The sequence below is a fragment of the Saccharopolyspora oryzae genome (genome assembly GCF_027853915.1).
Lineage (GTDB): Bacteria > Actinomycetota > Actinomycetes > Mycobacteriales > Pseudonocardiaceae > Saccharopolyspora > Saccharopolyspora oryzae.
In genome coordinates, this window is sequence record NZ_JAQGLA010000061.1 from 20,552 (window position 1) to 46,188 (window position 25,637).

Annotated in this window: 21 protein-coding genes; 13 read left to right on the forward strand and 8 right to left on the reverse strand. The window is 69.7% G+C overall.

From position 1 onward, the window contains the following. Positions 1 to 7 precede the first annotated feature (7 nt). A complete protein-coding gene (locus OU415_RS27320; protein ID WP_270952146.1) occupies positions 8 to 1,216 on the forward strand; it encodes a hypothetical protein in 1,209 nt (402 codons plus the stop codon). Here the strand turns inward: OU415_RS27320 and OU415_RS27325 are convergent. After that, positions 1,187 to 2,521, reverse strand: coding sequence for a glycoside hydrolase family 5 protein (locus tag OU415_RS27325; protein ID WP_333778807.1), 1,335 nt, complete (start codon positions 2,519 to 2,521; stop codon positions 1,187 to 1,189). The two genes, OU415_RS27320 and OU415_RS27325, sit on opposite strands and share 30 nt — an antisense overlap. A gap of 221 nt (positions 2,522 to 2,742) precedes the next feature. On the opposite strand from OU415_RS27325, the gene OU415_RS27330 reads away from it, so the two are divergent. From OU415_RS27330 to OU415_RS27345, 4 genes are read left to right on the forward strand one after another with little or no spacing between them, the layout of a single operon-like run. Next, the gene (locus OU415_RS27330) at positions 2,743 to 4,029 is read left to right on the forward strand and encodes an extracellular solute-binding protein (RefSeq protein ID WP_270952147.1); all 1,287 of its coding nucleotides are present in this window, start codon (positions 2,743 to 2,745) and stop codon (positions 4,027 to 4,029) included. Then, on the forward strand, positions 4,029 to 4,910 hold the full coding sequence (locus OU415_RS27335) for a carbohydrate ABC transporter permease (protein ID WP_270952148.1): 882 nt from the start codon (positions 4,029 to 4,031) through the stop codon (positions 4,908 to 4,910). The genes OU415_RS27330 and OU415_RS27335 overlap by 1 nt, the downstream gene beginning before the upstream one ends. Then, positions 4,907 to 5,761, forward strand: a complete 855-nt coding sequence (locus OU415_RS27340) for a carbohydrate ABC transporter permease (RefSeq protein WP_270952149.1) — start codon at positions 4,907 to 4,909, stop codon at positions 5,759 to 5,761. Before OU415_RS27335 ends, OU415_RS27340 begins: the two co-directional genes overlap by 4 nt. Beyond that, entirely contained in the window at positions 5,758 to 7,233 is a 1,476-nt protein-coding gene (locus OU415_RS27345; protein ID WP_270952150.1) for a beta-N-acetylhexosaminidase, read from the forward strand. Before OU415_RS27340 ends, OU415_RS27345 begins: the two co-directional genes overlap by 4 nt. Before the next feature lie 12 nt (positions 7,234 to 7,245). Here OU415_RS27345 and OU415_RS27350 read toward each other — a convergent pair whose 3' ends face one another. Further along, the gene (locus OU415_RS27350; protein ID WP_270952151.1) at positions 7,246 to 7,683 is read right to left on the reverse strand and encodes an SRPBCC family protein; all 438 of its coding nucleotides are present in this window, start codon (positions 7,681 to 7,683) and stop codon (positions 7,246 to 7,248) included. Between the two features lie 146 nt (positions 7,684 to 7,829). Here OU415_RS27350 and OU415_RS27355 point away from each other — a divergent pair, with 146 nt between their 5' ends. Next, positions 7,830 to 10,334 carry a type 1 periplasmic-binding domain-containing protein gene (locus OU415_RS27355; protein ID WP_270952152.1) on the forward strand — a complete coding sequence of 835 codons (2,505 nt, stop codon included), beginning with the start codon at positions 7,830 to 7,832 and terminating at the stop codon, positions 10,332 to 10,334. 60 nt (positions 10,335 to 10,394) lie between these two features. On the opposite strand, the gene OU415_RS27360 is transcribed toward OU415_RS27355, so the two are convergent. Then, positions 10,395 to 11,882 carry an alanine/glycine:cation symporter family protein gene (locus tag OU415_RS27360; protein ID WP_270952153.1) on the reverse strand — a complete coding sequence of 496 codons (1,488 nt, stop codon included), beginning with the start codon at positions 11,880 to 11,882 and terminating at the stop codon, positions 10,395 to 10,397. 175 nt (positions 11,883 to 12,057) lie between these two features. Continuing rightward, positions 12,058 to 14,919, reverse strand: a complete 2,862-nt coding sequence (gene uvrA / locus OU415_RS27365) for an excinuclease ABC subunit UvrA (protein WP_270952154.1) — start codon at positions 14,917 to 14,919, stop codon at positions 12,058 to 12,060. 327 nt (positions 14,920 to 15,246) lie between these two features. Between uvrA and OU415_RS27370 the strand changes: the two genes are divergently transcribed. From OU415_RS27370 to OU415_RS27395, 6 genes are all read left to right on the forward strand, one after another. After that, positions 15,247 to 15,996 (forward strand): maleylpyruvate isomerase N-terminal domain-containing protein, encoded by a 750-nt coding sequence (locus OU415_RS27370; protein ID WP_270952155.1) that lies wholly within the window; start codon positions 15,247 to 15,249, stop codon positions 15,994 to 15,996. Positions 15,997 to 16,314: 318 nt separating this feature from the next. Beyond that, entirely contained in the window at positions 16,315 to 17,487 is a 1,173-nt protein-coding gene (locus OU415_RS27375; RefSeq protein WP_270952156.1) for a cation:proton antiporter, read from the forward strand. Between the two features lie 115 nt (positions 17,488 to 17,602). Next, on the forward strand, positions 17,603 to 18,100 hold the full coding sequence (locus OU415_RS27380; protein ID WP_270952157.1) for a DUF7144 family membrane protein: 498 nt from the start codon (positions 17,603 to 17,605) through the stop codon (positions 18,098 to 18,100). Positions 18,101 to 18,149: 49 nt separating this feature from the next. Next, positions 18,150 to 18,827, forward strand: a complete 678-nt coding sequence (locus tag OU415_RS27385) for an MBL fold metallo-hydrolase (protein WP_270952158.1) — start codon at positions 18,150 to 18,152, stop codon at positions 18,825 to 18,827. Continuing rightward, positions 18,824 to 19,195: a DUF4440 domain-containing protein gene (locus OU415_RS27390; RefSeq protein WP_270952159.1), complete on the forward strand. Its 372-nt coding sequence runs from the start codon at positions 18,824 to 18,826 to the stop codon at positions 19,193 to 19,195. Before OU415_RS27385 ends, OU415_RS27390 begins: the two co-directional genes overlap by 4 nt. Before the next feature lie 75 nt (positions 19,196 to 19,270). After that, entirely contained in the window at positions 19,271 to 20,314 is a 1,044-nt protein-coding gene (locus tag OU415_RS27395; RefSeq protein WP_270952160.1) for an AI-2E family transporter, read from the forward strand. Here the strand turns inward: OU415_RS27395 and OU415_RS27400 are convergent. Then, complete coding sequence (locus OU415_RS27400) at positions 20,304 to 22,097, reverse strand: alkyl/aryl-sulfatase (protein WP_270952161.1); 1,794 nt, start codon at positions 22,095 to 22,097, stop codon at positions 20,304 to 20,306. The two genes, OU415_RS27395 and OU415_RS27400, sit on opposite strands and share 11 nt — an antisense overlap. Positions 22,098 to 22,242: 145 nt before the next feature. On the opposite strand from OU415_RS27400, the gene ligD reads away from it, so the two are divergent. Then, entirely contained in the window at positions 22,243 to 23,241 is a 999-nt protein-coding gene (gene ligD, locus OU415_RS27405) for a non-homologous end-joining DNA ligase (protein ID WP_270952162.1), read from the forward strand. Here the strand turns inward: ligD and OU415_RS27410 are convergent. The 3 genes from OU415_RS27410 to OU415_RS27420 all read right to left on the reverse strand — a co-directional run. Continuing rightward, positions 23,238 to 23,678, reverse strand: a complete 441-nt coding sequence (locus tag OU415_RS27410; RefSeq protein WP_270952163.1) for a DUF2871 domain-containing protein — start codon at positions 23,676 to 23,678, stop codon at positions 23,238 to 23,240. The genes ligD and OU415_RS27410 overlap by 4 nt on opposite strands. Positions 23,679 to 23,880: 202 nt before the next feature. Next, the gene (bla, locus tag OU415_RS27415) at positions 23,881 to 24,780 is read right to left on the reverse strand and encodes a class A beta-lactamase (RefSeq protein ID WP_270952164.1); all 900 of its coding nucleotides are present in this window, start codon (positions 24,778 to 24,780) and stop codon (positions 23,881 to 23,883) included. A gap of 163 nt (positions 24,781 to 24,943) precedes the next feature. Then, on the reverse strand, positions 24,944 to 25,637 hold a 694-nt coding region (locus OU415_RS27420; RefSeq protein ID WP_270952165.1), incomplete at its 5' end, for a serine hydrolase.

Sequence of the window (25,637 nt, forward strand, 5' to 3'; positions counted from 1 at the left end):
GGATTCGATGACACCGGACGAATGGCTGCGCCAGTACGCGCTTCTGGCGCTGCGCATCGACAAGTTGGTGACGGGCAGCGCGACGGGGACCGTGGTGATCTACAGCGGGCCACCGCCATGGCGGGACCAGGTGGCGGGCGAAGAGCCGACGGCGGCGCGGCAGCTGGTCGAAGACGCCGAAGCGCTGCTGGACACCTCGCCGTTTCCCGCCGAGCGCGCTCGCTACCTGGCTGCCCAGGTGCGGGCCATGCGAGCGGTCGCCCGGCGACTGGCCGGCGAGCAGCTGCCGCTGTCGGCGCATGCCAGCGAATGCTTGGGCGTGCCAGTGCGAATGCTGCCGACGGAGGTCTTCGACGAGGCGCACGACTTGCTGGACCGCGCTTTGCCGCAGGGCACCGGGTCGCTGCTGGAGCGGCTGCAGTCCTGGCAGGCGTCCTACGCGCTGCCACCGGCCCAGGTGGACCAGCTGCCGGCCCTCGTCGACCGCGCAGTCGCCGAGACCCGCAGGCGCACGGACGAGATCGTGGCCCTGCCCGAGGGCGAGGTGACCAAGTGCGAGTTGGCCACCGGCGTGAACTTCCGGGCCGCCGGGGCCTACGAGGGGGATCTGCGCTCGACGATCCACATCAACGCCGACCTGCCGTTCAACCTGGCCGACCTGCTCTACGTCGTCGCCCACGAGGGGCACCCCGGGCACATCGCCGAATCGATGCTCAAGGAGCTCCGGCTGGTCGACGAGCTCGGCTTCGCGGACCAGCAGGTGCGGTTCATGCTCTCGCCATCGTTCGTGATCAGCGAGGGGCTCGGGTTGCACGCGCAGGACATCGCCTTCCCCAGCGGCCAAGCCCAGACGTGGCTGACCGAGAACGTCCTCGCCGAGCGGGGGATCGCGCCGGACGGCTCCGATTTCGCTGCGATCCACCGCGCGCAGAACATCCTGTTCGGAGCCTGGGGCAATGCTGCGCTCCTCGCCGATGAAGGCCGTCCGGACGCCGAGATCAGCGCCTACCTCACCAGGTGGGCGCTGATCTCGGATGCTGACGCCGGTGCGGTCCTGACCTTGCTCCGGGCCGGGGGCATGTCCTGCTACGTGTGGGGCTACTTCCACGGTTGGCGGCTGCTCGACCGGTGGCTGGCCGCTCCCGACCGCGACGCGCGGGTGCGCCGGGTGCTCACCGAGCAGTTGCTACCCGCCGACCTCGAAGTCCCGGCTTGAGGCGTTGACCAGGCGGTGCCAGGCGTCGGCCCGCCAGTCGTCGCCGTCGTCGAGGAACATGCGGTTGCCCGCGCTGTCCCAGTGCGCCAGGGCCCAGCCGTTGCCCTGGCGGTTCTCGTGCCAGCCGACCAGCGGCCAGTAGGCGAAGTCGGTGTCGTTGGCGACGAGGAAGTCCACGAAGTTCTCGAACCACGCCCGGACCTTGGGGTCCTGCTCGTCGCGGCCACCCACGCCGAACTCACTGATCCACAGCGGGGCGGTGTAGGGCTGACCGTCCTCGGTCACGAAGAACGCCTGGCGCTGCAGCACGTCGTGCAGCTCGTCGCGGGACAGGTCCTGGTAGCGCGGGTCGCTGGTCTCCCCCGTGCCGGTCGCACCGGAGTGGTTCGGGCCGGTGTAGCCGTAGAAGTGCGCCGAGTACACCAGCTTTCCCGGTTTTGCCAACGTGTGCGACAACGTCCGGACCGGTTCCAGCGTCGGCCGGCCGTGCGGGAAGCCGTCCACCGGGATGCCGACCCAGTTGATCCCCTCGATGATGATCAGCAGGTTCGGGTTGGCCTCGTTGAGGATCCGGTCCCCGGCGCGCTGCGAGGCGGCGAACCAGTCGTGCGCGTCGCCCAGCCCCCAGTTCGGGTCGTCGAACACGTCGCGCCGCACCTCGTTGTACAGGTCGGCGCCGACCACGCGCGGGTTGTCCCGGTAGCGGCCGGCCATGAACGCCCAGTCGTCCTCCCACTGCTGGTCGCTCTGACTGCTGTTCCAGCGCTCGTTGCCGTCGACCCCGCAGCACCAGCGGGTGGTGTTGGTGTGGTTGTTCAGGATCACCGCGAATCCGCGGTCGGTGAGCGCGGAAACCGCCGCGTCGTAGACCTGCAGCCGGGTCTTGCCGCGCAGCTGCGGGTTCGCCGCGACCGCCTGGTCCGGCACGGTCGACTCGTCGCGGATCATGTCGTTGGCGAACGGCAACCGGATGCTGTTGAGACCGAGTTCGGCGAAGCTGTCGAGGATTTCGCCGATCGGCGCCCGGTCCAGGCCCAGCGGGATGCCGTTGCTGTTCTCGCCGGCGTGGTGGTTGGCCGGGTCGTCGACATCGCCGCTGCCGTCGTAGGTTCCGCTGGCCCCGTGCCAGTTCCCGGATTTCAGCTTGAAGCGGGAACCACCGGCGTCGACGATGTAGCGCCCCTCGGTGTGCAGCGGCGCGGTCCACGTGGCGGCCAGGTCGGGTTCTTCGGGCTGAGCTGGGCTGGGTGGCAGCGGTTGCACCAGCGTTGCGGTGAGGACGGCAGTGAGCAACCCGGCGATCATGCGCGCTCCCTGGGGTTCGGACGAATCGCGGATCGGCCGCGGCCCACCAATCCTCCCAGTGATCATCAGGACGAAAACCTCTGGGAATTCACCACTTTTCCCGGCCTCGCATCATCCCAACCGCGAAAATTGGTTCAGACCTTGCCTTTCCCGGTTGTGATCCATAGCATCCGATTGCTCAGCGCAAAACGGGAATTGCGGACAGTGCAACGGAGACTGCCATGCGTGCCTGGAAAGCCATCACCGTCACCGCCATCGGTGCCTTGCTCACAGCCTGCGGACCACCGCAGGTGCAGCAGGACGGACCCGCTGAGGACGAAAGCACCGGCACGCTGCGGGTCTGGCTGTTCGACGAGGCCACCCGCGGACCCAAGCAGACCACTGTGGACGAAGCGGTGGCCCGCTTCGAGGCCGAGCACCAGGGCGTCCAGGTCGACGTGCAGTACATCCCGGTGGACACCCGCTCGGAGCGGTTCACCGGCGCGTTCAACGATCCGGCCAGCGCCCCGGACGTCGCCGAGTACGGCAACACCGACGTGGCCGGTTACGTCGCCGCAGGCGGTCTCGCCGACCTGACCGACCAGCTCGGCCAGTGGCCGGAGGCCGCCGACCTGGACGAATCGGTGCTGGAGACCGCGAAGGTCGACGGCAAGGTCTACGGCGTGCCCTGGTACACCGGCATCCGCGCGCTGTACTACCGCACCGACGTCTTCGACGAGCTCGGCCTGAAACCCCCGCGCACCACCGCGGAACTGGTCGACACCGCGCAGCGGATCCGCGAAGCCCGCCCCGACCTCTACGGCATCTCCGTCGGCGGCAAGTACCACTACGCGCTGATGCCGTTCATCTGGGCCGCGGGCGGCGACATCGCCCGCCAGGACGGCGGCACCTGGAAGTCCACTGTGGACCATCCCGCCGCCCGCGAGGGCGTGGCCACCTACTCGTCGCTGATCAGCGGCGGCGCGTGCCCGCGCGAGCAGTGCGCGGACATGACCGGCAGCCAGGCAGTGCAGGCCTTCGCCTCCGGCAAGGCCGCGATGACCATCGGCGGCGACTTCAACCGCGCCGCGGTGGAAGCCGGTGCGGCAGGCGGCAAGTACGCGGTGGTCCCGCTGCCCGGCAAGACCGACGGATCCATCGCCCCGGCCTTCGCCGGCGGGAACATGCTGGGCGTGCTGAAGTCCTCCAAGCGCGCCACGCTGGCCAAGGAGTTCGTGCAGCTGCTGGCGGGCAAGGAGTACCAGCGCAAGATGTACGACGCGATGGGCAACCTGCCCACCTTCACCGACGTGCAGCAGGAACTCGCCGCCGGCGACCCCGCCGTGGCACCGTTCGTGCAGACCCTGCAAGCCGGAACCCGGTTCGTGCCCACCACCGACGGCTGGTCGAAGATCGACGCGCAGGGCGTGCTGCCCACGATGGTGCAGCAGGTCATCACCGGCACCAGCGTCGAGGAGGCCACCTCCGGCGCGGCCGAGCAGATGAACTCCGCGTTCGAAGGCCGCTGATGGCCGCACTGCTCTACCTCGCACCGGCCGGGCTGCTGCTGGCCGTGATGATGGGCTACCCGCTCTACCAGCTGGTGCAGATCTCCCTCTACGAGTACGGGCAGGCGCAGGCCTCCGGCGGTGCCGCGCTGGAGTTCCTCGGCGCAGGCAACTACCTGGCGCTGCTGGGCGATGCGGAGTTCTGGACGATCCTGGCCCAGACCTGCCTGTTCGCCGCGGTGTGCGTGGTGGGCAGCCTGGCGGTCGGCATCGCGCTGGCGGTGCTGGCCACCAGGATCAGCCCGCTGCCGCGGCTGCTGCTGTTCCTGGCCGCGATCGGCGCCTGGGCGACCCCGGCGATGGCCGGTTCGACGGTGTGGCTGTTCCTGTTCGACCAGGACTTCGGGCTGGTCAACGAGGTGCTCACCGGGATCGGCGTGGACGGCGCGGCCGGGTTCTCCTGGACCTACGACCGGTTCGTGGCCTTCGGCTTGGTGGCCGCCGAGGTGATCTGGTGCTCGTTCCCGTTCGTGCTGGTCACCACCTACGCCGGGCTCAGCGGGATTCCCGGCGAGGTGGTGGAGGCCGCGGCGCTGGACGGCGCGTCGACGTGGCGGACCGCGCGCAGCGTGCTGCTGCCGATGCTCAAACCGGTGCTGGTGATCGCCACCATCCAGTCGATCATCTGGGACTTCAAGATCTTCACCCAGATCTACGTGATGACCAACGGGGGCGGCGTGGCCGGGCAGAACATGGTGCTCAACGTCTACGCGTACCAGGAGGCGTTCGCCGGTTCGAACTACGGGCTCGGCTCGGCCATCGGCGTGGTGATGACCGTGCTGCTCGTGCTGATCACGCTGGCCTACCTGCGGGCCCAGCGCAAGGACGGGGCGATCGCATGACTTCCTCGCGCAAGCGGATGCCGCGCCGGATCGCCGACGCGGTGGCGGTGCTGATCGCCGTCGCGGTGGCGTTCCCGCTGTACTGGATGGTGCTCTCGGCGTTCAAGCCGGAGGGCGAGCTGCTGTCCGCCGATCCCCGCCCGTGGACCTTCGCCCCCACCCTGGACGGGTTCCGCCGGGTGTTCACAGTGGACGGTCTCGGCGGCTACTTCGCGAACAGCCTGCTGGTGGCCGCGGCAGTGGTGCTGCTGTCGCTGCTCATGTCGTTCCTGGCGGCGGTCGCGCTGACCCGCTTCCGGTTCCGCGGTCGCACCGTGCTGCTGCTGATGATCCTGGTGGCCCAGATGGTCCCGGTGGAGGCGCTGACCATCCCGCTGTTCTTCCTGATGCGCGAGGTCGGCGGCGTGGCACCGGCGTTCGGCCTCAACCACCTGGGCTCGCTGGTGCTGGTGCACCTCGCGTTCAGCCTGCCGCTGGCGATCTGGATGCTGCGCGGGTTCGTCGCCGCGGTCCCCGCCGAGCTGGAGGAGGCGGCCACCCTCGACGGCGCCAGCCGCGGCCGGTTCGTGTGGCAGGTGCTCTTCCCGCTGGTGGCACCGGGTTTGGTGGCCACCAGCGTGCTGTCGTTCATCCACGCCTGGAACGACTTCCTGTTCGCCAAGACGTTCATCATCTCGGCCACCGAGAACCAGACGTTGCCGATGGCGATCCTGGTCTTCTTCAAACCCGAGGGCAACGATTGGGGTGCGATCATGGCCGGTTCGACGTTGATGACGATCCCGGTGCTCGTCTTCTTCGTGCTGGTGCAGCGGAAGCTGGTGTCCGGCCTGGCCGGGGCGGTGAAGGGATGAGCTGGGACTCGCTGCTGCCGCGCCCGCTGCGGGTCAGCCCGGCGGCCGGGGTGCTGGAGCTGGACCAGAACACCACGGTCGGCGGCGAACCCACCACGGCCGACTGGTTCCGCCGCCACGTCGGGGCGGGCACCGGGCTGCGGTTCGCCGACGACGAGCGCCCGACGATCGAATTCCGCGTCGACGGGCGCCGATCGGTCCCCGGCGGCTACCACGCGCAGATCCGCCCGGACGGCGTCGAGGTCGTCGCGCACGACGTGGCCGGCGCGCACCACGCCGCGCAAACCCTGCGGCAGCTGCTGGATCCGTCGGCGTACCGGTCGGCGCTGATCCACTACGGGCGGTTCGTGCTGCCGTGCGGGGAGGTCGAGGACCGGCCGCGGTTCGCCTGGCGCGGCTGCCACCTCGACGTGGCGCGCCACTTCCTGCCCAAGCGGGAAGTGCTGCGGTTCGTCGAGCTGCTGGCCGTGCACAAGCTCAACGTGCTGCACCTGCACCTGACCGACGACCAGGGCTGGCGGTTCGAGGTGCCGCGCTACCCGGAGCTGACCCGGGTCGGCGCCTGGCGGGCGCGCTCGATGGTCGGCCGCGGCCCGGAACCGGAGTTCGACTCCCGGCCGCACGGCGGTTTCTACACCTCCGACGACCTGCGCGAGATCGTCGCCCACGCGGCCCGCCACCACATCACCGTCGTCCCGGAGGTCGACGTGCCCGGCCACAGCCAGGCCGCCATCGCCGCCTACCCGGAACTGGGCACCGGCCAGCGCCCCGAGGTGTGGGACTCGTGGGGCGTCAGCAGCGACATCCTCAACACCGACCCCGCGACCACCGACTTCTACCGCGCGGTCCTCGACCACCTGATGGACGTGTTCCCGTCCCCGGTGATCTGCGTCGGCGGCGACGAGGTCCCCGGCATCACCCCGCAGCACGGCACCTTCCTGCGCGAGCTCATCGAGCACGTCCACGCACGCGGCCGCCGCGCCTCCGGCTGGGACGAACTGCTGGACTCGGTGGACCCGCTGCCGGCGGGCACCATCATCGCCGCCTGGCGCGACGAGCAGGCGGCGGTGCGCGCCGCCGAACGCGGCCACGACGTCGTCCTGTGCCCGGAGGACCACCTCTACTTCGACCACCGCCAGGCCGACCACCCCGACGAACCGATCCCGGTGGGCTTCCTGACGACGCTGGAGAAGGTCTACGGCTACCAACCGCTGCCGGGCGCGCTCGGCGTCCAAGCGCAGGTGTGGACCGAGCACCTGGACACCCCGCGCCGCCTGGACTACGCGGCGTTCCCCCGCCTGTCGGCCTTCGCCGAAGTGGCCTGGAGCCAGCAGCACGACCTCGCCGACTTCCAGCGCAGGCTCGTCGACCACCACCTGCCCCGCCTGGACGCCCTCGGCGTCGAGTACCGCCCCCTGGGCGGCCCGCACCCCTGGCAGACCCGCCCCGGGGTGCCCGGCAGGCCCCGCTGATACCTGCGGCGGTCAGTCCTCCAGGTGGGACTTGAGGCGCTGGAGGGTGGCTTCGATGGACCGGAGGTTCTGCTTCGGCAAGCCGGTCCGCGCGATCAGCTTCGGCAGCATCGCCGCGTAGTCGTAGGTCTCGGTGACCTTGGTCGCCGACTCGCCCGCCGGCTCCAGCTCGTACCGCCAGCGACCGGGCAGCACGTGCCGCCACGCGATCCGCCGGTTCTCCTCGTACTCCACGACCGTGTTGGTGATCCGGTAGCCGATGCCCCTGCGCATCCGCATCCCGAACTTCGACCCCAGCACCAACCGCTCCGGTCCGCTCATCTCCCCCTGCACGGTGCCGGAACCGTCGATGACCGCGTGCTTGCGCGGATCGGCCAACACCGCGAAAACCGCCTCCGCGGGAGCGTTCACGACCACGCTGCTGGACACCGAGAACTCGTTCTGACCCATGCGGCAGAACGTAACGACCCGAGGTAACGAACCAGGCACGAAGCCGCGCTGAGCGCGCGTTCCCGCAGATCCGCGAAACCAGTGCCTCCCGTCACACGTCATCTGTAGTGTCACTTCTGATGATCAGCTGACCACTGGGGGTGCTCATGACGGAAGCGACCGCGGGACAAGGGGTTCCGGTCGCTCAGCTGCCGCAGCGCCTCGGCTGGCGGTGGATCAGGCGCAAGCGGCTGGAGACGATCCCGGACCAGCCGATCGTCCACCTGCTGCGCGAGAAGAACCCGGGCGCGCTGGTCGACCAGCTCTCCGACCACCTGGGCTCCGTCGTCCCGCACGTGGTGCTCGACGTCGGCGCCGACCCGGCCGAGACCCAGCGGCAGAAGTCCGTCCAGATCCGCAAGCTGCTCGACCGCGCGGCGCTGGGCCTGCGCGACGCCGACTCGTGGCCGCGCATCGGCCGGCTGCGCTTCCGCCGCTACGCGCTGCTGAGCTGGCTGCTCAAGAAGAACCTGCCGCAGACGAACCTGGCCCGCGCACCGCACTCCGACGTCCGCCACCTGCTGCGCGAATACCTCAGCAGCCGCCGCCCGCGGCGCACCCAGCAGGAAGAGCAGCTGGAGTCGCAGGGCTGGGAGCTGGCCGCGCAGAACCTGCCCTGGTACCTGCACCTGCTGTCGCTGGTGTTCTTCCCGGTCTACTACGCGTGGTGGATGCGGGCGGGCCGCGTCGCGCGCTGGTTCATGCGGCAGCCCTACCTGTCCCCCGGCGAATCGGCCGACTTCCCCAGCTTCGCGCAGCGCCTGATCGCCACGCCCTCCCGCTTCGAGAACGCCGAGCAGGTCCGGAAACTGCTGGTGCACGCGTTCCTGGCCGACCTCGCCGACTCCTACAAGCGGCGGCTGTGGCGCTGGAAGTGGGTGCCGAAGGACTGCTACCCGGTCCTGCTGCTGCGCAACCTGCGCGACGAGAGCACCGGCAAGCTGCTGGTGCGCCTGATCAACGACGTCCGCAACGAGACCGGCTCGCGCGACCCGCTGCTGGTCGTCGGCGCGGGAACGGCCGCCCTGCCGGAGGAATCGCCGAGCGAAGCGGTGACCCTCGAGCAGTGGCCGGAGAAGCTGCAGAACGCGCGCCGCCGCCGCTCCCCCACCGCCTGGTACGTCCCGGTGCAGGTCGCCGACGAACCCGGCAGCACCGACGACGAATCCACGCTGTCGCTGGGCCAGGCGGACCTGCCGCTCAAGCGCTCCCGGCTGGTGCGCCGCGTCCCGGCGATCGCGCTGGTGGCGCTGCTGCTCGTCGGAACCGGTGCCTACGTCAAGCAGTACGTCGGGCCGTGCGGACAGCTGCTCCCCTGGAACGGCCTGGAACTGTGGGCTGAGGACAACGAATGCGTCGGCGTCTCCGACGGAACCTTCCAGTTCTCCGACATCAAGGGCAGGAACGCGGAGGAAGCCGACTTCCTGCAGGGCCTGGTCGGCTTGCAGCGGACGGTCGAGGACCAGAACGCCTGGATCGACACCCAGCACGAGCGGAACAAGTCGCGCCCCTACGTGACGGTGGTCTACTTCAGCACGCTGACGGATTCCGATCCCAACTCCGCGACCCTCAACGGGGTTTTCGAAGAGCTCAAGGGAATCCTGCACGCGCAGCGGATGTCGGACCTGCGCGGCGGCCCGCTGATCCGGATCGTGCTGGCCAACGGCGGGGGCGAGATGAAGCACGCCGGGGCGGTCGCCGAGCACATCGTGGCGCTGGCCCAGCGACGTGCGGATTCAGCGGCCCCGGTGGTCGGCGTGGTCGGTCTCGGCGGCAGCTGGCAGGGCACCGAGAACGCCATCCGGGTGCTGGGAGCCGCCGGACTGCCCATGGTGGGCACGACGACCTCGGCCGACGCCTTCCCGCAGGTGAGCAAGCTCTACCACCAGGTCGGGCCGAACAACGCGCAGCAGGCCCAGTTCGTCCGCGACTACCTCGGGCCGGGTGCGAAGCCCAAGGTCTACTACTCGACGGGCGACCTCTACAGCGAGAACCTGGCCGACGACCTGCGCGGGCAGTTCGCGCTGCCACCGGAGCGGATGGTCGCGAATCCCAGCTTCGACGACACCAGGATCAGCTGCGGCCCGCAGGAGGTCGCGTTCTTCTCCGGGCGGGCCAGCAAGCTCGGCGGATTCCTGGATTCGGTCCGCTGGCACTGCAACAAGATCAACGCACCGCTGCCCCGGCTGATCGCCGGGGACGACATCACCAAGTTCATGCTCGACAAGGAGCTGAAGAAGGACGTCTACCTGAGCCTCGAGTACACCTCGTTCTACGGGGAGGTCGTCAACAAGGAGAGCGACGACATCGAAGGCCGCGCGATGCTGGCCTTCGACGCGCTCCGCGTGCTGCAGAACGCGATCACCAACGTCATCGGCGAATCGCTGCTCCCCGACGGCGCGGAACAACTCCCCCTCAACGGGCTGTCCGTCTGGCGCGGCATCGCCGAGATCAACGGACCCGGGCGCGTGGTTCCCGGAACGGCAGGGAACATCTGCTACGGCCCGGATTCCCAGCAGGTCCCGGTGGACAAGAAGATCTCGATCATGCGCATGAAAACGGGCATGAGCCAACCCGAAGTCCTGTGGACGCGCGGAGAAGGCCGCTGCTGAAACGACACTGCGGGCGGTGCGACCCGTTTCGGACCGCACCGCCCGCAGCTCGGACAGACCTCAGCCGGCCGTGGTCTTCTCCGGCTCGGTGGCCTTGGGCTCCCAGCACTCCACGCCGGTCAGCTCCGGCAGGCGGTCCCGGGTGAAGACCGGGTCCAGGCCCTGCTTGCGCTGCTCGTTGTAGTCGCGGAGGAGCTTGAACGCGATCGCGCTCAGCGGGGCGATCGCCGCCAGGTTCACCAGCGCCATGACGCCCATCGTGGTGTCCGCCAGGTTCCACACCAGGTCCGAGGAACCGATCGCGCCCAGGAAGGTCACCACCAGCACGATCCAGCGGTAGCCGGTCAGCACCGCGCGGTTCTGCGTCAGGAAGCCGACGTTGGACTCGCCGTAGAAGTAGTTGCCCAGCACCGAGGTGAACGCGACCAGCAGGATGATCAGCGTCAGCAGGTGCAGCGACCAGTTGCCCAGGTTGAACTGCAGGGCCTCCTGGGTCATCGTCGGGCCGCGGTTCTCACCGTAGGTCGGGTTGGACAGCAGCACGATGAACGCCGTGGTGGAGCACACCAGCAGGGTGTCGACGTAAACGCCGAGGGTCTGCACCAGGCCCTGCTTGACCGGGTGGCTCACCGACGCGGTGGCGCCGGCGTTCGGGGCCGAACCCAGACCGGCCTCGTTGGAGAACATGCCGCGCCGCACGCCCTGCACGATCGCAGCGCCCAGCCCACCGGCGGCGATCTCCTGGAAACCGAAGGCGTTGGCGAAGATCTGGCCGAGCACACCGGGCAGCGCGTCGATGTTGAGCACCACGATGACCAGGCCGAGGATCATGTACAGCCCGGCCATGAACGGCACCAGCAGCTGCGCGACGTGCGCGATGCGGCGCACCCCGCCGAAGATGACCGCCGCGGTCAGCGCCACCAGGGCCAGGCCGAGCACCGGCTGCAGCCAGCCCATCCCGGTCGCGCCGGTCGCCTCCACCGAGGTCATGATCGCGCCGACGATGGTGTTGCTCTGCACCGCGTTGAACACGAAGCCGAAGGTGATCGTGATGACCACCGCGAAGAGCACGCCCATCCAGCGGGCGCGCAGGCCGTGCAGCATGTAGTAGGCCGGACCGCCGCGGAAACCGGCCTTGTCGCGCACCTTGTACAGCTGGGCCAGGGTGGACTCGACGAAGCTCGCCGCACCGACGACGAGACCCATCACCCACATCCAGAACACCGCGCCGGGCCCGCCCAGCGCGATGGCGGTCGCCACACCGGCGATGTTGCCGGTGCCGATCCGGGCGGCCGCGGAGATCGCGAACGCCTGGAACGACGAGATCGCCTTCTTGCCGTCCTCCGCGGTCTCGGCCTTGCCGACCATCGCGCGGACCATCTCCGGGATCATCCGGATCTGCACCGCGCCGGAGCGGACCGTGAAGTACAGGCTGAGCACGGCCAGCACCGGGATGATCAGGTACAGCCAGAACGTGTCGTTCAGCGCGACGATCGCGTCGTTGAGCGCTTCCACGTAGAACCTTTCCGCAGGGTTGATGCGGAGCATCGGCGTTCCCGCGCACATCGGGTGGATGCGCCCGCCAAAGATCACCGCTCCGTTCGGTCGGCACAGCTTGTCCGACCCGGGACCGGACAAACGGTTCCCGTGGCGCAAAGGTTACAAAACGGGGCCTGCGGCACATGCAGGCCCCGTCCCGTTCTCACTCCTCGGATCAGTGCTTTCAGCCCTCGGCGAGCACCGGGGCGAGGAACTGTCCGGTGTGGCTCTCCTCCACCTCGGCGAGGTCTTCCGGCGTGCCTTCGGCCACGAGCATGCCGCCGCCGGAGCCGCCTTCCGGCCCCATGTCGAGCACCCAGTCCGCGGTCTTGATCACGTCGAGGTTGTGCTCGATCACGATCACCGTGTTGCCCTTGTCCACCAGGCCGTTGATCACGCCGAGCAGCTTGCGGATGTCCTCGAAGTGCAAGCCGGTGGTCGGCTCGTCGAGGATGTAGACCGTCTTGCCGGTCGAGCGCTTCTGCAGCTCGCTGGCCAGCTTCACGCGCTGCGCCTCACCACCGGACAACGTCGGGGCGGGCTGGCCCAGCCGCACGTAGCCCAGACCGACGTCCACCAGCGTCTTGAGGTGGCGGTGGATGGCGTTGATCGGCTCGAAGAACGCCGCGGCCTCCTCGATCGGCATGTCGAGGACCTCGGAGATCGTCTTGCCCTTGTAGTGCACCTCCAAGGTCTCCCGGTTGTACCGGGCGCCCTTGCACACCTCGCACGGGACGTAGACGTCGGGCAGGAAGTTCATCTCGATCTTCAACGTGCCGTCGCCCGCGCAGGACTCGCAGCGACCGCCCTTGATGTTGAAGGAGAACCGGCCCGGCTGGTAGCCGCGCACCTTCGCCTCGGTGGTCGCCGCGAACAGCTTGCGGATGTGGTCGAACACACCGGTGTAGGTGGCCGGGTTGGACCGCGGGGTGCGGCCGATCGGCGACTGGTCGACCTGCACCAGCTTGTCCACGTGCTCCAGGCCCTTGACCCTGGTGTGCCTGCCGGGCACCTGCCGGGCGCCGTTGAGCTTGTTCGCCAGCACCGACGCGAGGATGTCGTTGACCAGCGTGGACTTGCCCGAGCCGGACACGCCGGTGACCGCGGTCAGGCAGCCCAGCGGGAACGACACGTCGATCTTGCGCAGGTTGTGCTCGCGCGCGCCGACCACGGTCAGCTGGCGCTTGCGGTCCGGGACCCGGCGCAGCTCCGGCACCGGGATCTGCCGCCGCCGGGACAGGTAGTCGCCGGTCAGCGACTTCTTGTTGGACAGCAGCTTCTTGTACGGGCCGCTGTGCACGACCTGGCCGCCGTGCTCACCGGCGCCGGGGCCGATGTCGACCACCCAGTCCGCGCTGCGCACGGTGTCCTCGTCGTGCTCGACGACGATCAGCGTGTTGCCCAGGTCCCGCAGCCGGCTCAGCGTCTCCAGCAGCCGGTGGTTGTCGCGCTGGTGCAGGCCGATCGACGGCTCGTCCAGCACGTAGAGCACGCCGACCAGGCCCGACCCGATCTGGGTGGCCAGCCGGATGCGCTGGGCCTCACCGCCGGAGAGCGTCCCGGCCGCGCGGTCCAGCGACAGGTAGGTCAGGCCGACGTCGAGCAGGAAGCCCAGCCGCGCCTGCACCTCCTTGAGCACCGCGCCGGCGATCATCTGCTCGCGCGGGCCGAGCACCAGGCCGTTGAGGAACGTCGCGCACTCCTGCACGCTCAGCGCGCTGACCTCGGCGATCGACAGCTCACCGAGGTCGGTGTTCTCCATGGTCACGGCCAGGATCTCGGGCTTGAGCCGGGTGCCGTCGCAAGCCGGGCACGGCACGTCCCGCATGTAGCCCTCGTACTTCTCGCGGGCGTAGTCGGACTCGGTCTGCTCCAGCCGCCGCTCCAGGAACGGGATGACGCCCTCGTAGTTGGCGTAGTAGGAGCGGGTGCGCCCGTAGCGGTTCTTGTAGCGGACGTGCACCTGGTCGTTCGAGCCGTGCAGCACGGCCTTCTTGACCTTGGTGGACAGCTGCCGCCACGGGGCGTCCATCCGGAAGCCGATCGACTCCGACAGCGAGGTGAGCAGCCGGGTGAAGTACTCGGCGGTGTGCCCACCCGCCCAGGGCGCGATCGCGCCGTCGGCCAGCGACAGGTCCTCGTCGGGCACCACCAGCTCGGGGTCGACCTCCTTGCGGATGCCGAGGCCCGCGCACTCCGGGCAGGCGCCGTAGGGCGAGTTGAAGGAGAAGGAGCGCGGCTCCAGCTCGTCGACGCCCAGCGGGTGACCGTTCGGGCAGGCCAGGTTCTCGGAGAACTTGCGCTCCCGGTTCGGGTCGTCCTCGTCGAGGTCGATGAACTCGACCAGCACCAGGCCGTCGGCCAGCCGCAGCGCGGTCTCCACCGAGTCGGTCAGCCGCTGCTTGGCGCCGGCCTTCACGGTGAGCCGGTCCACGACCACCGCGATGTCGTGCTTCTCCTGCTTCTTCAGCTTCGGCGGCGCGTCCAGCGGGTGCACCACGCCGTCGACGCGGGCGCGGGCGTAGCCCTGCGACTGCAGCTGCTCGAAGAGGTCGACGTACTCGCCCTTGCGGCCGCGCACCACCGGCGCCAGCACCTGGAACTTGGCCCGCTCGGGCATCTCCAGCACCTGATCGACGATCTGCTGCGGGGTCTGCTTGCTGATCGCTTCACCGCAGGTCGGGCAGTGCGGTTTGCCTGCCCGCGCGTACAGCAGGCGCAGGTAGTCGTAGACCTCGGTGATGGTGCCCACCGTGGACCGCGGGTTGCGGCTGGTGGACTTCTGGTCGATCGACACCGCCGGGGACAGGCCTTCGATGAAGTCCACGTCGGGCTTGTCCATCTGCCCGAGGAACTGCCTGGCGTAGGCGGACAGCGACTCGACGTAGCGGCGCTGCCCCTCGGCGAAGATGGTGTCGAAGGCCAAGCTCGACTTGCCGGACCCGGAGAGCCCGGTGAACACGATCAGGCTGTCCCGGGGCAGATCGAGGTCGATCCCGCGCAGGTTGTGCTCACGGGCGCCGCGGACGACGAGGCGGTCAGCCACAGTGATCCCTTCGGAAGTTCTGGCGTTGAGGTCGACGCGCGCCGCTGCGGGCCGGGCCGCGAGAACCCGGCCATCGGCAGGTCGCGACGTCGCGTCGTCCATGCTATTCGGGGCCACCGACAGTCCCGGACCGGCTGCGCCCCGCACTGGGCGCGACCCCTGACCATCACCCCAAGGTGTGACATCCGAAGCGGTTGGCCGCCGCCGTCACCGACGATACGCAAATTCCCCCGGAATGGGCACTGTTGCCCTTGTGGCCTGCGCAATTAGGCTCGGTGTCCACATCGCGCTCCGTGCGCGCCCCGTCACCCTTCCGCGAGGTGGAGCATGGCTGACATCGCCCTCGGAACCGCCGCGCAGGTGACCAGCGAGGTCGCCGCCCAACTGTCCGCGGTGGACCGCGCCACCCAACGGCTGCTGCGCACGGTCGGTGATCTGGACGAGGTGTCCGTGCGGCAGCCCAGCCTGCTGCCCCGATGGAGCCGGGCGCACGTGATCGCCCACCTGGCGCGCAACGCCGACGGGCTGGTCAACCTGATGATCTGGGCGCGCACCGGCATCGAGCACGCGATGTACGCCAGCCGCGACGACCGCGACCAGGCCATCGCCGAAGGCTCCCAGCACAGCCACCAGCTGCTGTTCGAGGACCTGGCGGCGTCCTGCGACCGCTTCGCCAGCGCGGTCCAGGAGATGCCGGACCACGCCTGGACCGCCGAGATCGCCTACCCCGTCGGCGACCCGATCCCCGCCCACCACGTGCTGCGGCTCCGGCTGATGGAGGTGTGGGTGCACCTGGTCGACCTCGACCACGACGTGGACTTCGCCGACATCCCGCGGCCCGACGTCGAACAGCTGCTGGAGGACGCGGTCCAGCAGTTCGGCGGCCGCCCGGACGTCCCGGCGCTGGCGGTGGAGGTCGACTTCGGAGACCACCAGCGCACCTGGGACCTGCGCGGCACCACGGCCCCGCCGAGCCGCGTCCGCGGCGAACCCGGCCCGATGCTGGGCTGGCTCCTGGGCCGAACCGACGCCCAAGACCTCCAGGGAACGGCCCCGGACCTCCCCGACTGGCGCTAACCCTCGCGACGTACCGCGCCGCAAATTCAATGGAAATCAGACGTCCGATTTCCATTGAACTTGCGGAAGTTCTCCACACGCCCCAGAACCTGTCCCCAAGTCCCGGCATGTCGGGGTCCGACACGCCGGTGCTGTGTCCGCGCGGGTCCGCAGTTTCAATTGAAACTGTGATCCGCCGTGGGTGAGATGTGCAGTTTCAATTGAAACTGCGGTTCCCGGAACACCGATCTTCACTCGTCAGGGTGAGTTGATCAGCGGTGGTGGGAGGGGCGGCTTAGGTTGCCGGGCGGCCCGAGTGGTTGATCCGGTGGAGGTCCGATGCCGCACACGATGCTGTCGAGCTTCGCCGTCGTCGTCGCCGCCACCGCGGTCGCGCCGCTGATCACCGACCGGGTCAAGCGGTGGATCGCGATTCCCTCGGTGGTGCTGGAGATCCTGCTCGGCATCCTCATCGGACCGCAGGTGCTCGGCTGGGCCGGCGAGGGCGAGGTGATGGGGTTCGTCGCCGACTTCGGCCTGGCGATGCTGATGTTCCTGGCCGGCTACGAGCTCAAGATCGAAGACGTGCGCGGCAAGCCGATCCGGCTGGCGGGCGTCGGCTGGCTGATCTCGCTGGTGCTGGGCCTGGGCTTCGGCGCGCTGGTGCACGGGTGGACGTTCGCGTCGCTGATCATCGGTCTGGCGTTGACCACCACCGCGCTGGGCACCACGCTGCCGATGGTCCGCGACGCCGGGCTGCTGCCCACTCCCCTGGGCGCGCGGGTGCTGGCCGCGGGTGCGGCGGGCGAGTTCGGGCCGATCATCGCGGTGGCGCTGGTGGTCAACGACCAGAGCCCGGCGCGCACCGTCCTGTTCCTGCTGGCCTTCGGCGTGGTGGCGGCGCGGCTGCTGTGGGCCGCGGCGAACCGCCGGGACGGGCGGATCAGCCGGCTGGTCCGCACCACGCTCGGCACCAGCGTCCAGTTCGCGGTGCGGCTGTGCATGGTCGTCGTGGTGTTCATGCTCTGGCTCGCCGGGACCCTCGGGCTGGACGTGCTGCTCGGCGCGTTCGTCGCGGGGCTGGTGGTGCGCCTGTTCTTCGACGCCGGTGATCCGGAGGAGGGCGCGGTGGTGGAGAGCAAGATCGAGGCGATCGGCTTCGGCCTGTTCATCCCGTTCTTCTTCGTGGTCAGCGGGATGCGCTACGACCTGGACGCGCTGCTGGCCACGCCGAGCGCGATCGCCCTGCTGCCGCTGTTCCTGGTGCTGTTCCTGGTGATCCGCGGGCTGCCGACGCTGGTCCTGCACCACCGCGACCTGCCGGTCCGGCCGCGCTGGACGCTGGCGCTGCTGGCTTCGGCGGCGCTGCCGCTGGTCGTGGTGATCACCGCGATCGGCACCGAGTCCGGTCAGCTGCCGACCAGCACGGCTTCGGCCATGGTCGGCGCGGGCATGCTCAGCGTCCTGGTCTTCCCCCTGATCGCACTGCGCCTGGTCCGCCGGGACCGGTGACCCCGGAACACCGCTTCCGGCATGCAGAAGGGCAGCGGGCCCGGGCTGCACTTTTCGCCCGATCGCGCGACGCTGGCTGTGGAAGTCATCGAGTTCGCAGAGGGGGGCGCTCGAGATGTCCAGTCCGCAGACCGGTCCCGGTTCGGAGCAGCAACGCGCCGAAGCGCACGAGGCCGAGCAGCAAGCGCAGGCGCCTGAGCAGAAGAAGCAGTGGGCGATGACGTCCGCTCAGGAGCCGACCGCGATGTCGGGGTGGCTGGCGTTCGCCGGCTCGCTGATCCTGCTGGTCGGGATCTTCAACATCATCGACGGTCTGACCGCGCTGTTGCGCACCGACTACTACATCGTCGGCGCGGGGCAGCTCCTGGTCTTCAACTTCGTCGCGTGGGGCGTGATCTGGCTGGTGCTGGGCGTCCTGCAGGTGGCCACCGGGGTGGGGTGCCTGTACGAGAAGGAGTGGGCCCGCACCACCGGCGTCGTGCTCGCCGCGCTGGTCGCGATCGGGCACCTGGCCTTCCTGGCCGCGTTCCCGCTGTGGTCGTTGCTGGTGATCGCCCTGTCGGTGCTGGTGATCTACGGCCTGGTCGTCCCGGCCGAGAGAGCCCGCGCTTGATCGCTCCGCCGCGCAACCCGAGTTCGAGGACAAGCTCTAAGCTCGGGGCGTGGAGTTCGAAGCTGAGTACACGGGACATGTCGACCACGGTGGGAAGCCGGCTCGTCGCGAGCTGGACGCGCTGACCATCACCAAGATCTCGGTCGGCCCGATGGACAACAACGCGTACCTGCTGGTGTGCCGCAACACCGGCGACGCGCTGCTGGTCGACGCCGCCAACGATTCCGAGCGGTTGACCGACCTGCTCGGGCACGACGACCAGCGCCCCCGGCTGCGCACCATCGTCACCACGCACCAGCACCACGACCACTGGCAGGCGCTGGGTTCGGTGGCCGGTCAGACCGGTTGCTTCACGCTGGCGCACCCGGACGACGCCGATGCGCTGCCGGTGCCGCCGGACCGCCTGGTCGAGCACGGCGACACCATCGCGGTCGGCGACTCGCAGCTGTCGGTGATCCACCTGCGCGGCCACACGCCGGGTTCGATCGCGCTGCTCTACCGCGACCCGAACGGCCACCCGCACCTGTTCACCGGGGACTCGCTGTTCCCGGGCGGGGTGGGCAAGACCGGCTCGCCGGCCGCCTTCAAGTCGCTGATCGACGACGTGGAGAACCGCATCTTCGCGGAGCTCCCGGACGACACCTGGTTCTACCCGGGCCACGGCGACGACTCGACGCTCGGCGAGCAGCGCCCGCACCTCGCCGAGTGGCGGGAACGCGGCTGGTGATCGGCGCGGAAGTCGAGCGCCTGCACCACGTGTTGGCGCGCTGGCTCGGCCAGGACTGCGACCCCGCGGTCCTGGCCGAGTTCCGGGACTCGCACGCTGACGACTTCACCCTGGTCACCACCGATGGCGCGGTGCTGACCGGCGAGCAGCTCTTCGCCGCGCTCGCCGGGGCGAACAACTCCGCGCCGGGCCTGGTGATCGAGGTGGACGAGGTCACCGCGGTCGCGGAGAGCGCCGAGTTCGCGGTCGTCCGCTTCCGCGAGACCCACCACCACGACGGCCGGGCCACGGCACGCCGCACCACCGCGGTCCTGCGCCGCGCGTCGGACGGCCTGCGCTGGCAGCACGTGCACGAAACCGCGGCCTGACCACGATCCACGGGCGGGCTCGCCGGAACTGCCTGATCCTGTTGGGGATTCGTCCCAGCAGGAGGCTGGTGCGCCATGGCCGACTCCGATCCCAGCACGGGCACGTCCCTGCTGCGCCACGCGCAGATCGCCTGCGTCTACCTCGCGGTGGTGGTGCTGGCCCTGCTGGCCTACTCCGCGCGCAACATGCTCGTGCTGATCTTCGTGGGGTTCTTCCTCGCCCTCGGGGTGGAGCCGGTGGTGGCGTGGTTGCACCGGCACCGCTGGCGACGCGGGTTGGCGATCGCCGCGGTGATCTTCGTCGTCGTGCTCCTCGTGGGCTTCATCGTGCTGTTCGCAGTGGTGCCCGCGGTGGGCCAGGTCGGCCATTTCCTGGCCCAGCTCCCCCAGCTCCTGTCGCAGCTGGGCCAGCACCTGGGCGAGCACCAGTTGCGCGACACGCTCCACGACCCGGCCGTCCAGGGCAAGGTCCAGGAGGCCGCCAAGCAGGCCGCCACGTTCCTGGCGACTGCGCTGGGCGCCGGGTTCGCGGCCATCGGGTCGCTGCTCGGCGGGATCTTCTCGGCGTGCACGGCCGGGGCCTTGCTGGTCTACTTCTCGCTCGCCATGCCCCGGCTCCAGGGCGCGATGACGCGTGCGGCGGGCAGTCACCCCGGGCGCCCGGAAGCGATCCTCGCCGCCATGAACCGGGTCGGGGGCTACGTGACCGGCCAGGCGCTGGTGTCGCTGTGCGCCGGTGCGGTGTCCTACGTGTTCTTCCTGGTCGCGGGCGTCCCCTACCCCGCGCTGCTGGCAGTCGTGGTCGCCCTGCTCGACGCCATCCCGCAGGTCGGGGCGACGCTGGCTTCGGTGGCGGGCATCTTGGTGGCGCTGTCGCAGAGCCTGCCGCTGGCCGTGATCACGTTGCTGTTCTTCATCGTCTACCAAGCCGTCGAGAACTACCTGATCGCGCCGCGGGTTTTCGCGCGGACCGTCGAGCTGAGCCCGCTGGCCGCCTTCGTGGCGATCCTGCTCGGCGGATCGCTGGCAGGTGTTCTGGGCGCGCTGATCGCGCTGCCGATCACGGCCGCGCTGAAGGTCCTCTACCGGCAGGCCCGGGTCGAGCACATCACGGGGTGACGATCGGGAAGTCCGGGTCCGGATCGTCGGCGAAGTCCAGCAGCGCGGTGAGGGCTTCGCGGTCGCCCTGCTGGTCGACGTCGGCCGGTCGTTGCCCGGTGACCAGTGCGAGCAGCTGCGGCTTGGTCAGGGTGAGGACGAGATCGGCCGGTTCGGTGCCGACCGGTTCCTGGACGAGGGCACCGTTGGACAGCGTGGTGCGCACGTGCTCGTCGACGTCGGTGACGTGCCAGTCGAGGACCAGCCTGGTCCCGGCCGCCCGCGGCCCGTCGATCCGGATCGCCACCGAGTCCAGCAGCTGCTCGACGGTCAGCGCGGCCAGGATCCCGCCCGAGATGCTGATCGGGTTCGGGGTGACGCCGTTGCGGAGCTCCTGCGCGCCGGTGAGGTAGAAGTTCCGCCAGGGGCCGTTCTCCGCGCCGAAGCCCAGCTGCTGGTAGGTGTCGGCGAGCAGGTCCTTCGCGGCGGCGTGGTCGGGCTCGGCGAACACCGCGTGCTTGAGGAGTTGCGCGGCGAAGCGGAGGTCACCTGCGGAGGCGTACTCCGCGGCCTTCTCGACGACCCGGTCCACGCCGCCGAGGCAGTCGACGTAGCGCTTGGCCGACTCCACCGGCGGGTGCTCCCACAGGGACGCCGGGTTGCCGTCGAACCAGCCCATGTACCGCTGGTAGACCGCTTTGACGTTGTGGCTCACCGAGCCGTAGTAGCCGCGCGCGTGCCACGCCGATTCCAGCGCGGTCGGCAGTTCGAACCGCTCGGCGATCTCGGTGCCGGTCCACCCGCGGTTGATCAGGCGGAGCGTCTGGTCGTGCAGGTACGCGTAGAGGTCCCGCTGTTCGGTCAGGTGCTGCGCGATGCGTTCGCGTCCCCAGGTGGGCCAGTGGTGGGAGGCGAACGCGACCTCGGCGTCGGAGCCGAACAGCGCCAGGGCCTCGGTGAGGTAGCGCGACCAGTTCCGGGCGTCGCGGACCTGTGCGCCGCGCAGCGTGAGGACGTTGTGCATGTTGTGCGTGGCGTTCTCGGCCAAGCACAGCGCTCGGTGCTCCGGGAAGTGGAAGTTCATCTCCGCCGGCGCCTCCGTGCCCGGTGTGAGCTGGAAGCGGATGCGGACCCCGTCGACCGTCTCCTCCTGGCCGGTGCGCGTGATGTCGACCGTGGGCGGGATCAGCGAAACGGTGCCCACCGAGGTCGTCTGCCCCAACCCCGTGCCGACCTGCCCGGTCGGTCCCTTCTTCAGCACCATGCCGTACATGTAGTTGCCGCGGCGCGTCATGGCCGTGCCCGCGTAGACGTTCTCCGACACGGCGTGCTCGGTGAAACCGGCAGGCGCCAGGATCGGCACCGGCTCGGAGACCACTCCCGCGACACCGCCGAAGTGATCGACGTGCGAGTGCGTGTAGATCACCGCGGTGACCGGCCGGTCACCGCGGTGCGCCCGGTACAGCGCCAGCGCGGCCGCGGCCGTTTCGGTGGAGATGAGCGGGTCGATCACGATGACGCCGCGGTCGCCCTCGACCAACGTCATGTTCGACAGGTCCAGCCCGCGGACCTGGTAGATGCCCGGCACCACCTCGTAGAGGCCCTGCTTCGCGCACAGCTGGGACTGGCGCCACAAGCTCGGGTGCACCGTCTCCGGGCAGTCGCCCGCCAGGAAGGCGTAGGCGTCGTTGTTCCACACCGCTCGCCCGCGCTCGTCCTGCACGACGCCCGGTTCCAGCGCGGCGATGAAACCGCGATCGGCATCCTCGAAATCGGTGCGATCGGCAAAGGGCAGCTCGCTCACCGGACAACCCCCATCTCCTCGAGCGTCGACCCCAGTAGAACGGCTGCCCCGACGCCCTGCAGTGCGGATCAGCGCCGCGGAAACCGCTGCGTCCGTCGGGGCCCGGTTCTAGGGTGACCGTGGAGCCGGTGGGTGGAGGTCGGTCGTGGGCGATTCGGTGGTGCTGGAGATCGCGGGCACCGAGGTCTCGGTTTCGCACCCGGACAAGGTGTTCTTCAGCAAGCGCGGCGAGACCAAGCTCGACCTGATCCGCTACTACCAGGCCGTGGCCGAGCCGCTGCTGAGCACCTTGCAGGGGCGGCCGCTGCTGCTGGAGCGGTATCCCGACGGGGCGGGCGGCAAGTCGTTCTTCCAGAAGCGGGTGCCCAAGTCCGCTCCGCCGTGGTTGCGGACGACCGTGGTGTCCACGCCGAACGGGACCACCAGCGACGCGCTGGTCGCCGCCGACCTGGCGCACATCGCCTGGGCCGTGAACCTCGGGTGTCTGGGCTTCCACGTCTGGCCGTACCACGCCGGCACCCCCGAAGTGGCCGACGAGCTGCGCATCGACCTCGACCCCTCCCCCGGCGTGACGTTCCCGCAGGTGGTGGAGACGGCCCGGCTGACCCGGCAGCTGCTCGCCGAGTTCGGCGTCGACGCGCAGGTGAAGACCTCCGGCTCGCGGGGCCTGCACATCTACGCCTCGCTGCTGCCGCGGTGGAACAGCTACGAGGTGCGGGCCGCCGCGGTGGCGCTGGCCCGCGAGCTGGAACGCCGGCACCCCGACCTGATCACCGCCAAGTGGTGGAAGGAGGAGCGGGGTTCGCGGGTGTTCGTCGACTTCAACCAGAACGCCCCGCACAAGACCGTTTTCGGCGCGTGGTGCGTGCGCCCGCGGGTGGGCGGGCAGGTGTCCACGCCGATCTCGTGGGACGAACTGGCCGAAGTGGAGCCGGATTCGCTGACGATCGCCACGGTGCCGGGCCGGCTGGCCGAGCTCGGCGATCCGTGGGCCGGTCGGCGTCCGCAGTCGATCGAGCCGCTGCTGGAGCAGTCCGCCCGGGACATGGCCGCCGGGTTGCAGGACGCGCCGTGGCCGCCGGTCTACCCGAAGCAGCCCAACGAACCACCGCGCGTCGCACCCAGCCGCGCCAAGCGGGACTAGCCCACCTTCGCCGCGTCGGCTTCCGCGCCGTCCCGCTGGCCCGGCAGCACCTTGCGCAGCGCGAGGAACAGGTGGATCACGCCGAGGGTGATCAGGATGTGGCCGAGCCCCGCGATGCCCGAGATCGCCGCCGAGCTCTCCGCGCCGAACACCGTCATCGTGCCGTGCACCACCATCATCGCGGCGGTGACCACCAAGCCGGAGTTGTAGAACCAGAAGAACAGCGTGAACAGGCGGTTGCCGGACAGCCCGAACGCCTTGTCCAGCGCGAGCACCACCAGGAAGAACAGCATGCCCAGCGCGAGCAGGTGGGTGTGCACCACCGACAGCTGGGTGTCGCCGGTGAAACCCTGGGCCTTGGTCAGCTCGCGGTAGTACAGCCCCGCGATCAGTCCGAGGACCGTGTAGCTCAACGCGGCCCAGTAGAGCTTCTTCATCGCGATGCCGTTCCTTCCGTGCGATCACTGCGTCCGCGTCCTACTGTCCTCCGCTCCGCACCGACCCGCATCGGCCTGCGGGTCGGTCGCGGAATCAACCGTTCGAACGATGCGCGGACCGGCCCGGCTGTGGTTCCGTCCTCATCGGAATCCTCCACAGAGGACCGGTCTACCGGGGAAAACCGTTCGGCGGGGCGGGGAATCAGCGTAGCTGGGCGGCGACCAATCGGCCGGCTTCGGCGATCAGCTCGCTGCTGCCCTCGTCGTCCGGCCTAGGCCTCGTGGTCAGCACGGCGATGACGATCGGCGCACCGTCCTCGGTCCAGGTGACCCCGGCGTCGTTCGCCGTGCCGTAGTCACCGGAACCGGTCTTCTCCCCCGTGCGCCAGTTCGGCGGCAGCCCGGCGCGGAGCTTCTCGGCGCCGGTGGTGTTGGCGATGAGCCACTGGGTCAGCTGGTCGCGTTCCGGCGCCGCGAGCGCGTCTCCGACCACCAGAGCCCGGTAACCGGCGGCGAGCCCGGCCGGGGTCGAGGTGTCCCGCTCGTCGCCGGGGATCGCGGTGCCCAGGTCGGCTTCCCACCGGTCCAGGCGGGTGGACGCGTCGCCGATCGAGCGCGCGAACGGCGCGATCGCCTGCGGACCGCCGAGTTCGCGCAGCAGCAGGTTCGCCGCCGTGTTGTCGCTGACGGTCATGGTCGCCTCGCAGAGCGCGGACACCGTCATGCCGGTGTCCACGTGCTGCTCGGTGATCGGCGAGTAGCTCACCAGGTCGGCCCGCGAGTAGCGGATCACCTTGTTGTAGAAATCGCTGTTCAGGCCGTGTTCGCGCAGCACAGCGGCGACCGCGTAGGTCTTGAAGGTGGAGCACAGCGCGAAGCGCTCGTCGGGTCGGTTCACCAGGGTCCGACCGGTGCGGACGTTGACCGCGTACAGGCCCAGGCGGGCGTCGTAGCGGCGCTCCAGCTCACTCAGGTCGGGGCCGGGAGCGGCTGGTGCGGGCGGCGCGGCACCCTCGACGGTGCCGCACGCCACCAGCGCCGGAACAGCCAGCAACGCCCCCAGGACAGCACGTCGTCCGACGCGACTTTCGTTGTGCCGCAACTACTTCTCCGTTCAGTCCGTCGACCGGAATCCCGGTCGAGGACCAATCAAGCAGCGCCCGAGCGATCGCGCCAATCCACAGCCGACGGCGCGTTGATAGCGGTTCGCTATGACCGCAGCGCTCAACTGGTCGCAACTGCCCGATTTGGCCGGAAAAAATCTCTCACAGCCGTCCGGAGCGCAGGTCGTCGACGGCGATCCGGGCGCACTCCCCGATCGCCGTATCGACCCGTGGCAGCGCGGAGTCGGCTCGCGCGGCGAGGGTGAACACCGCCACCGCGACCGGCTCCTCGCCCTCGAACTCCACCACCGACACCTCGTTGCGCACCGCACCGATGGTGCCGGTCTTGCCCGCCACCTGGACGCCCCGGAACGGGAACCCGGAACGCACCCGGTGCATCCAGATCTGCTGGCCCAGCAGCCGCCGGATGAACGCGCACTGCTGCGGCGAGGCGACGGCGTCGGTCCAGATCAGCTCCAGCAGCCGGGTCATGTCGCGCGGTGTGGTGGCGCTCGCGTACGCGGGGTCGTAGGCGCTGGCGGTGCGCGCGGCGTCGTTGTTGCTGAGCAGGTCGAACGCTTCCGCCGCCGTGGTGGCACCCATGTCGCGGACCAGCGAGGCGTGCTGGTCGGCCACGCCACCGACCACTCGGGTGCGGCCGAGGCCCAGGTCGGCGAGCACTTCGGCGATCGCGTCCAGCCCCACGGCGCCGAGGATGACGTCGGCGGCGGAGTTGTCGGACACGGCCATCATCGACGCGGCCAGGTCGCGCCAGGACACCGACACCGGGTCGAGGAAGGTCGAGAAACCGCTCGGGCCCGGCGTGCAGGAAGTCGGGTCGATCCGCACCGCGGCG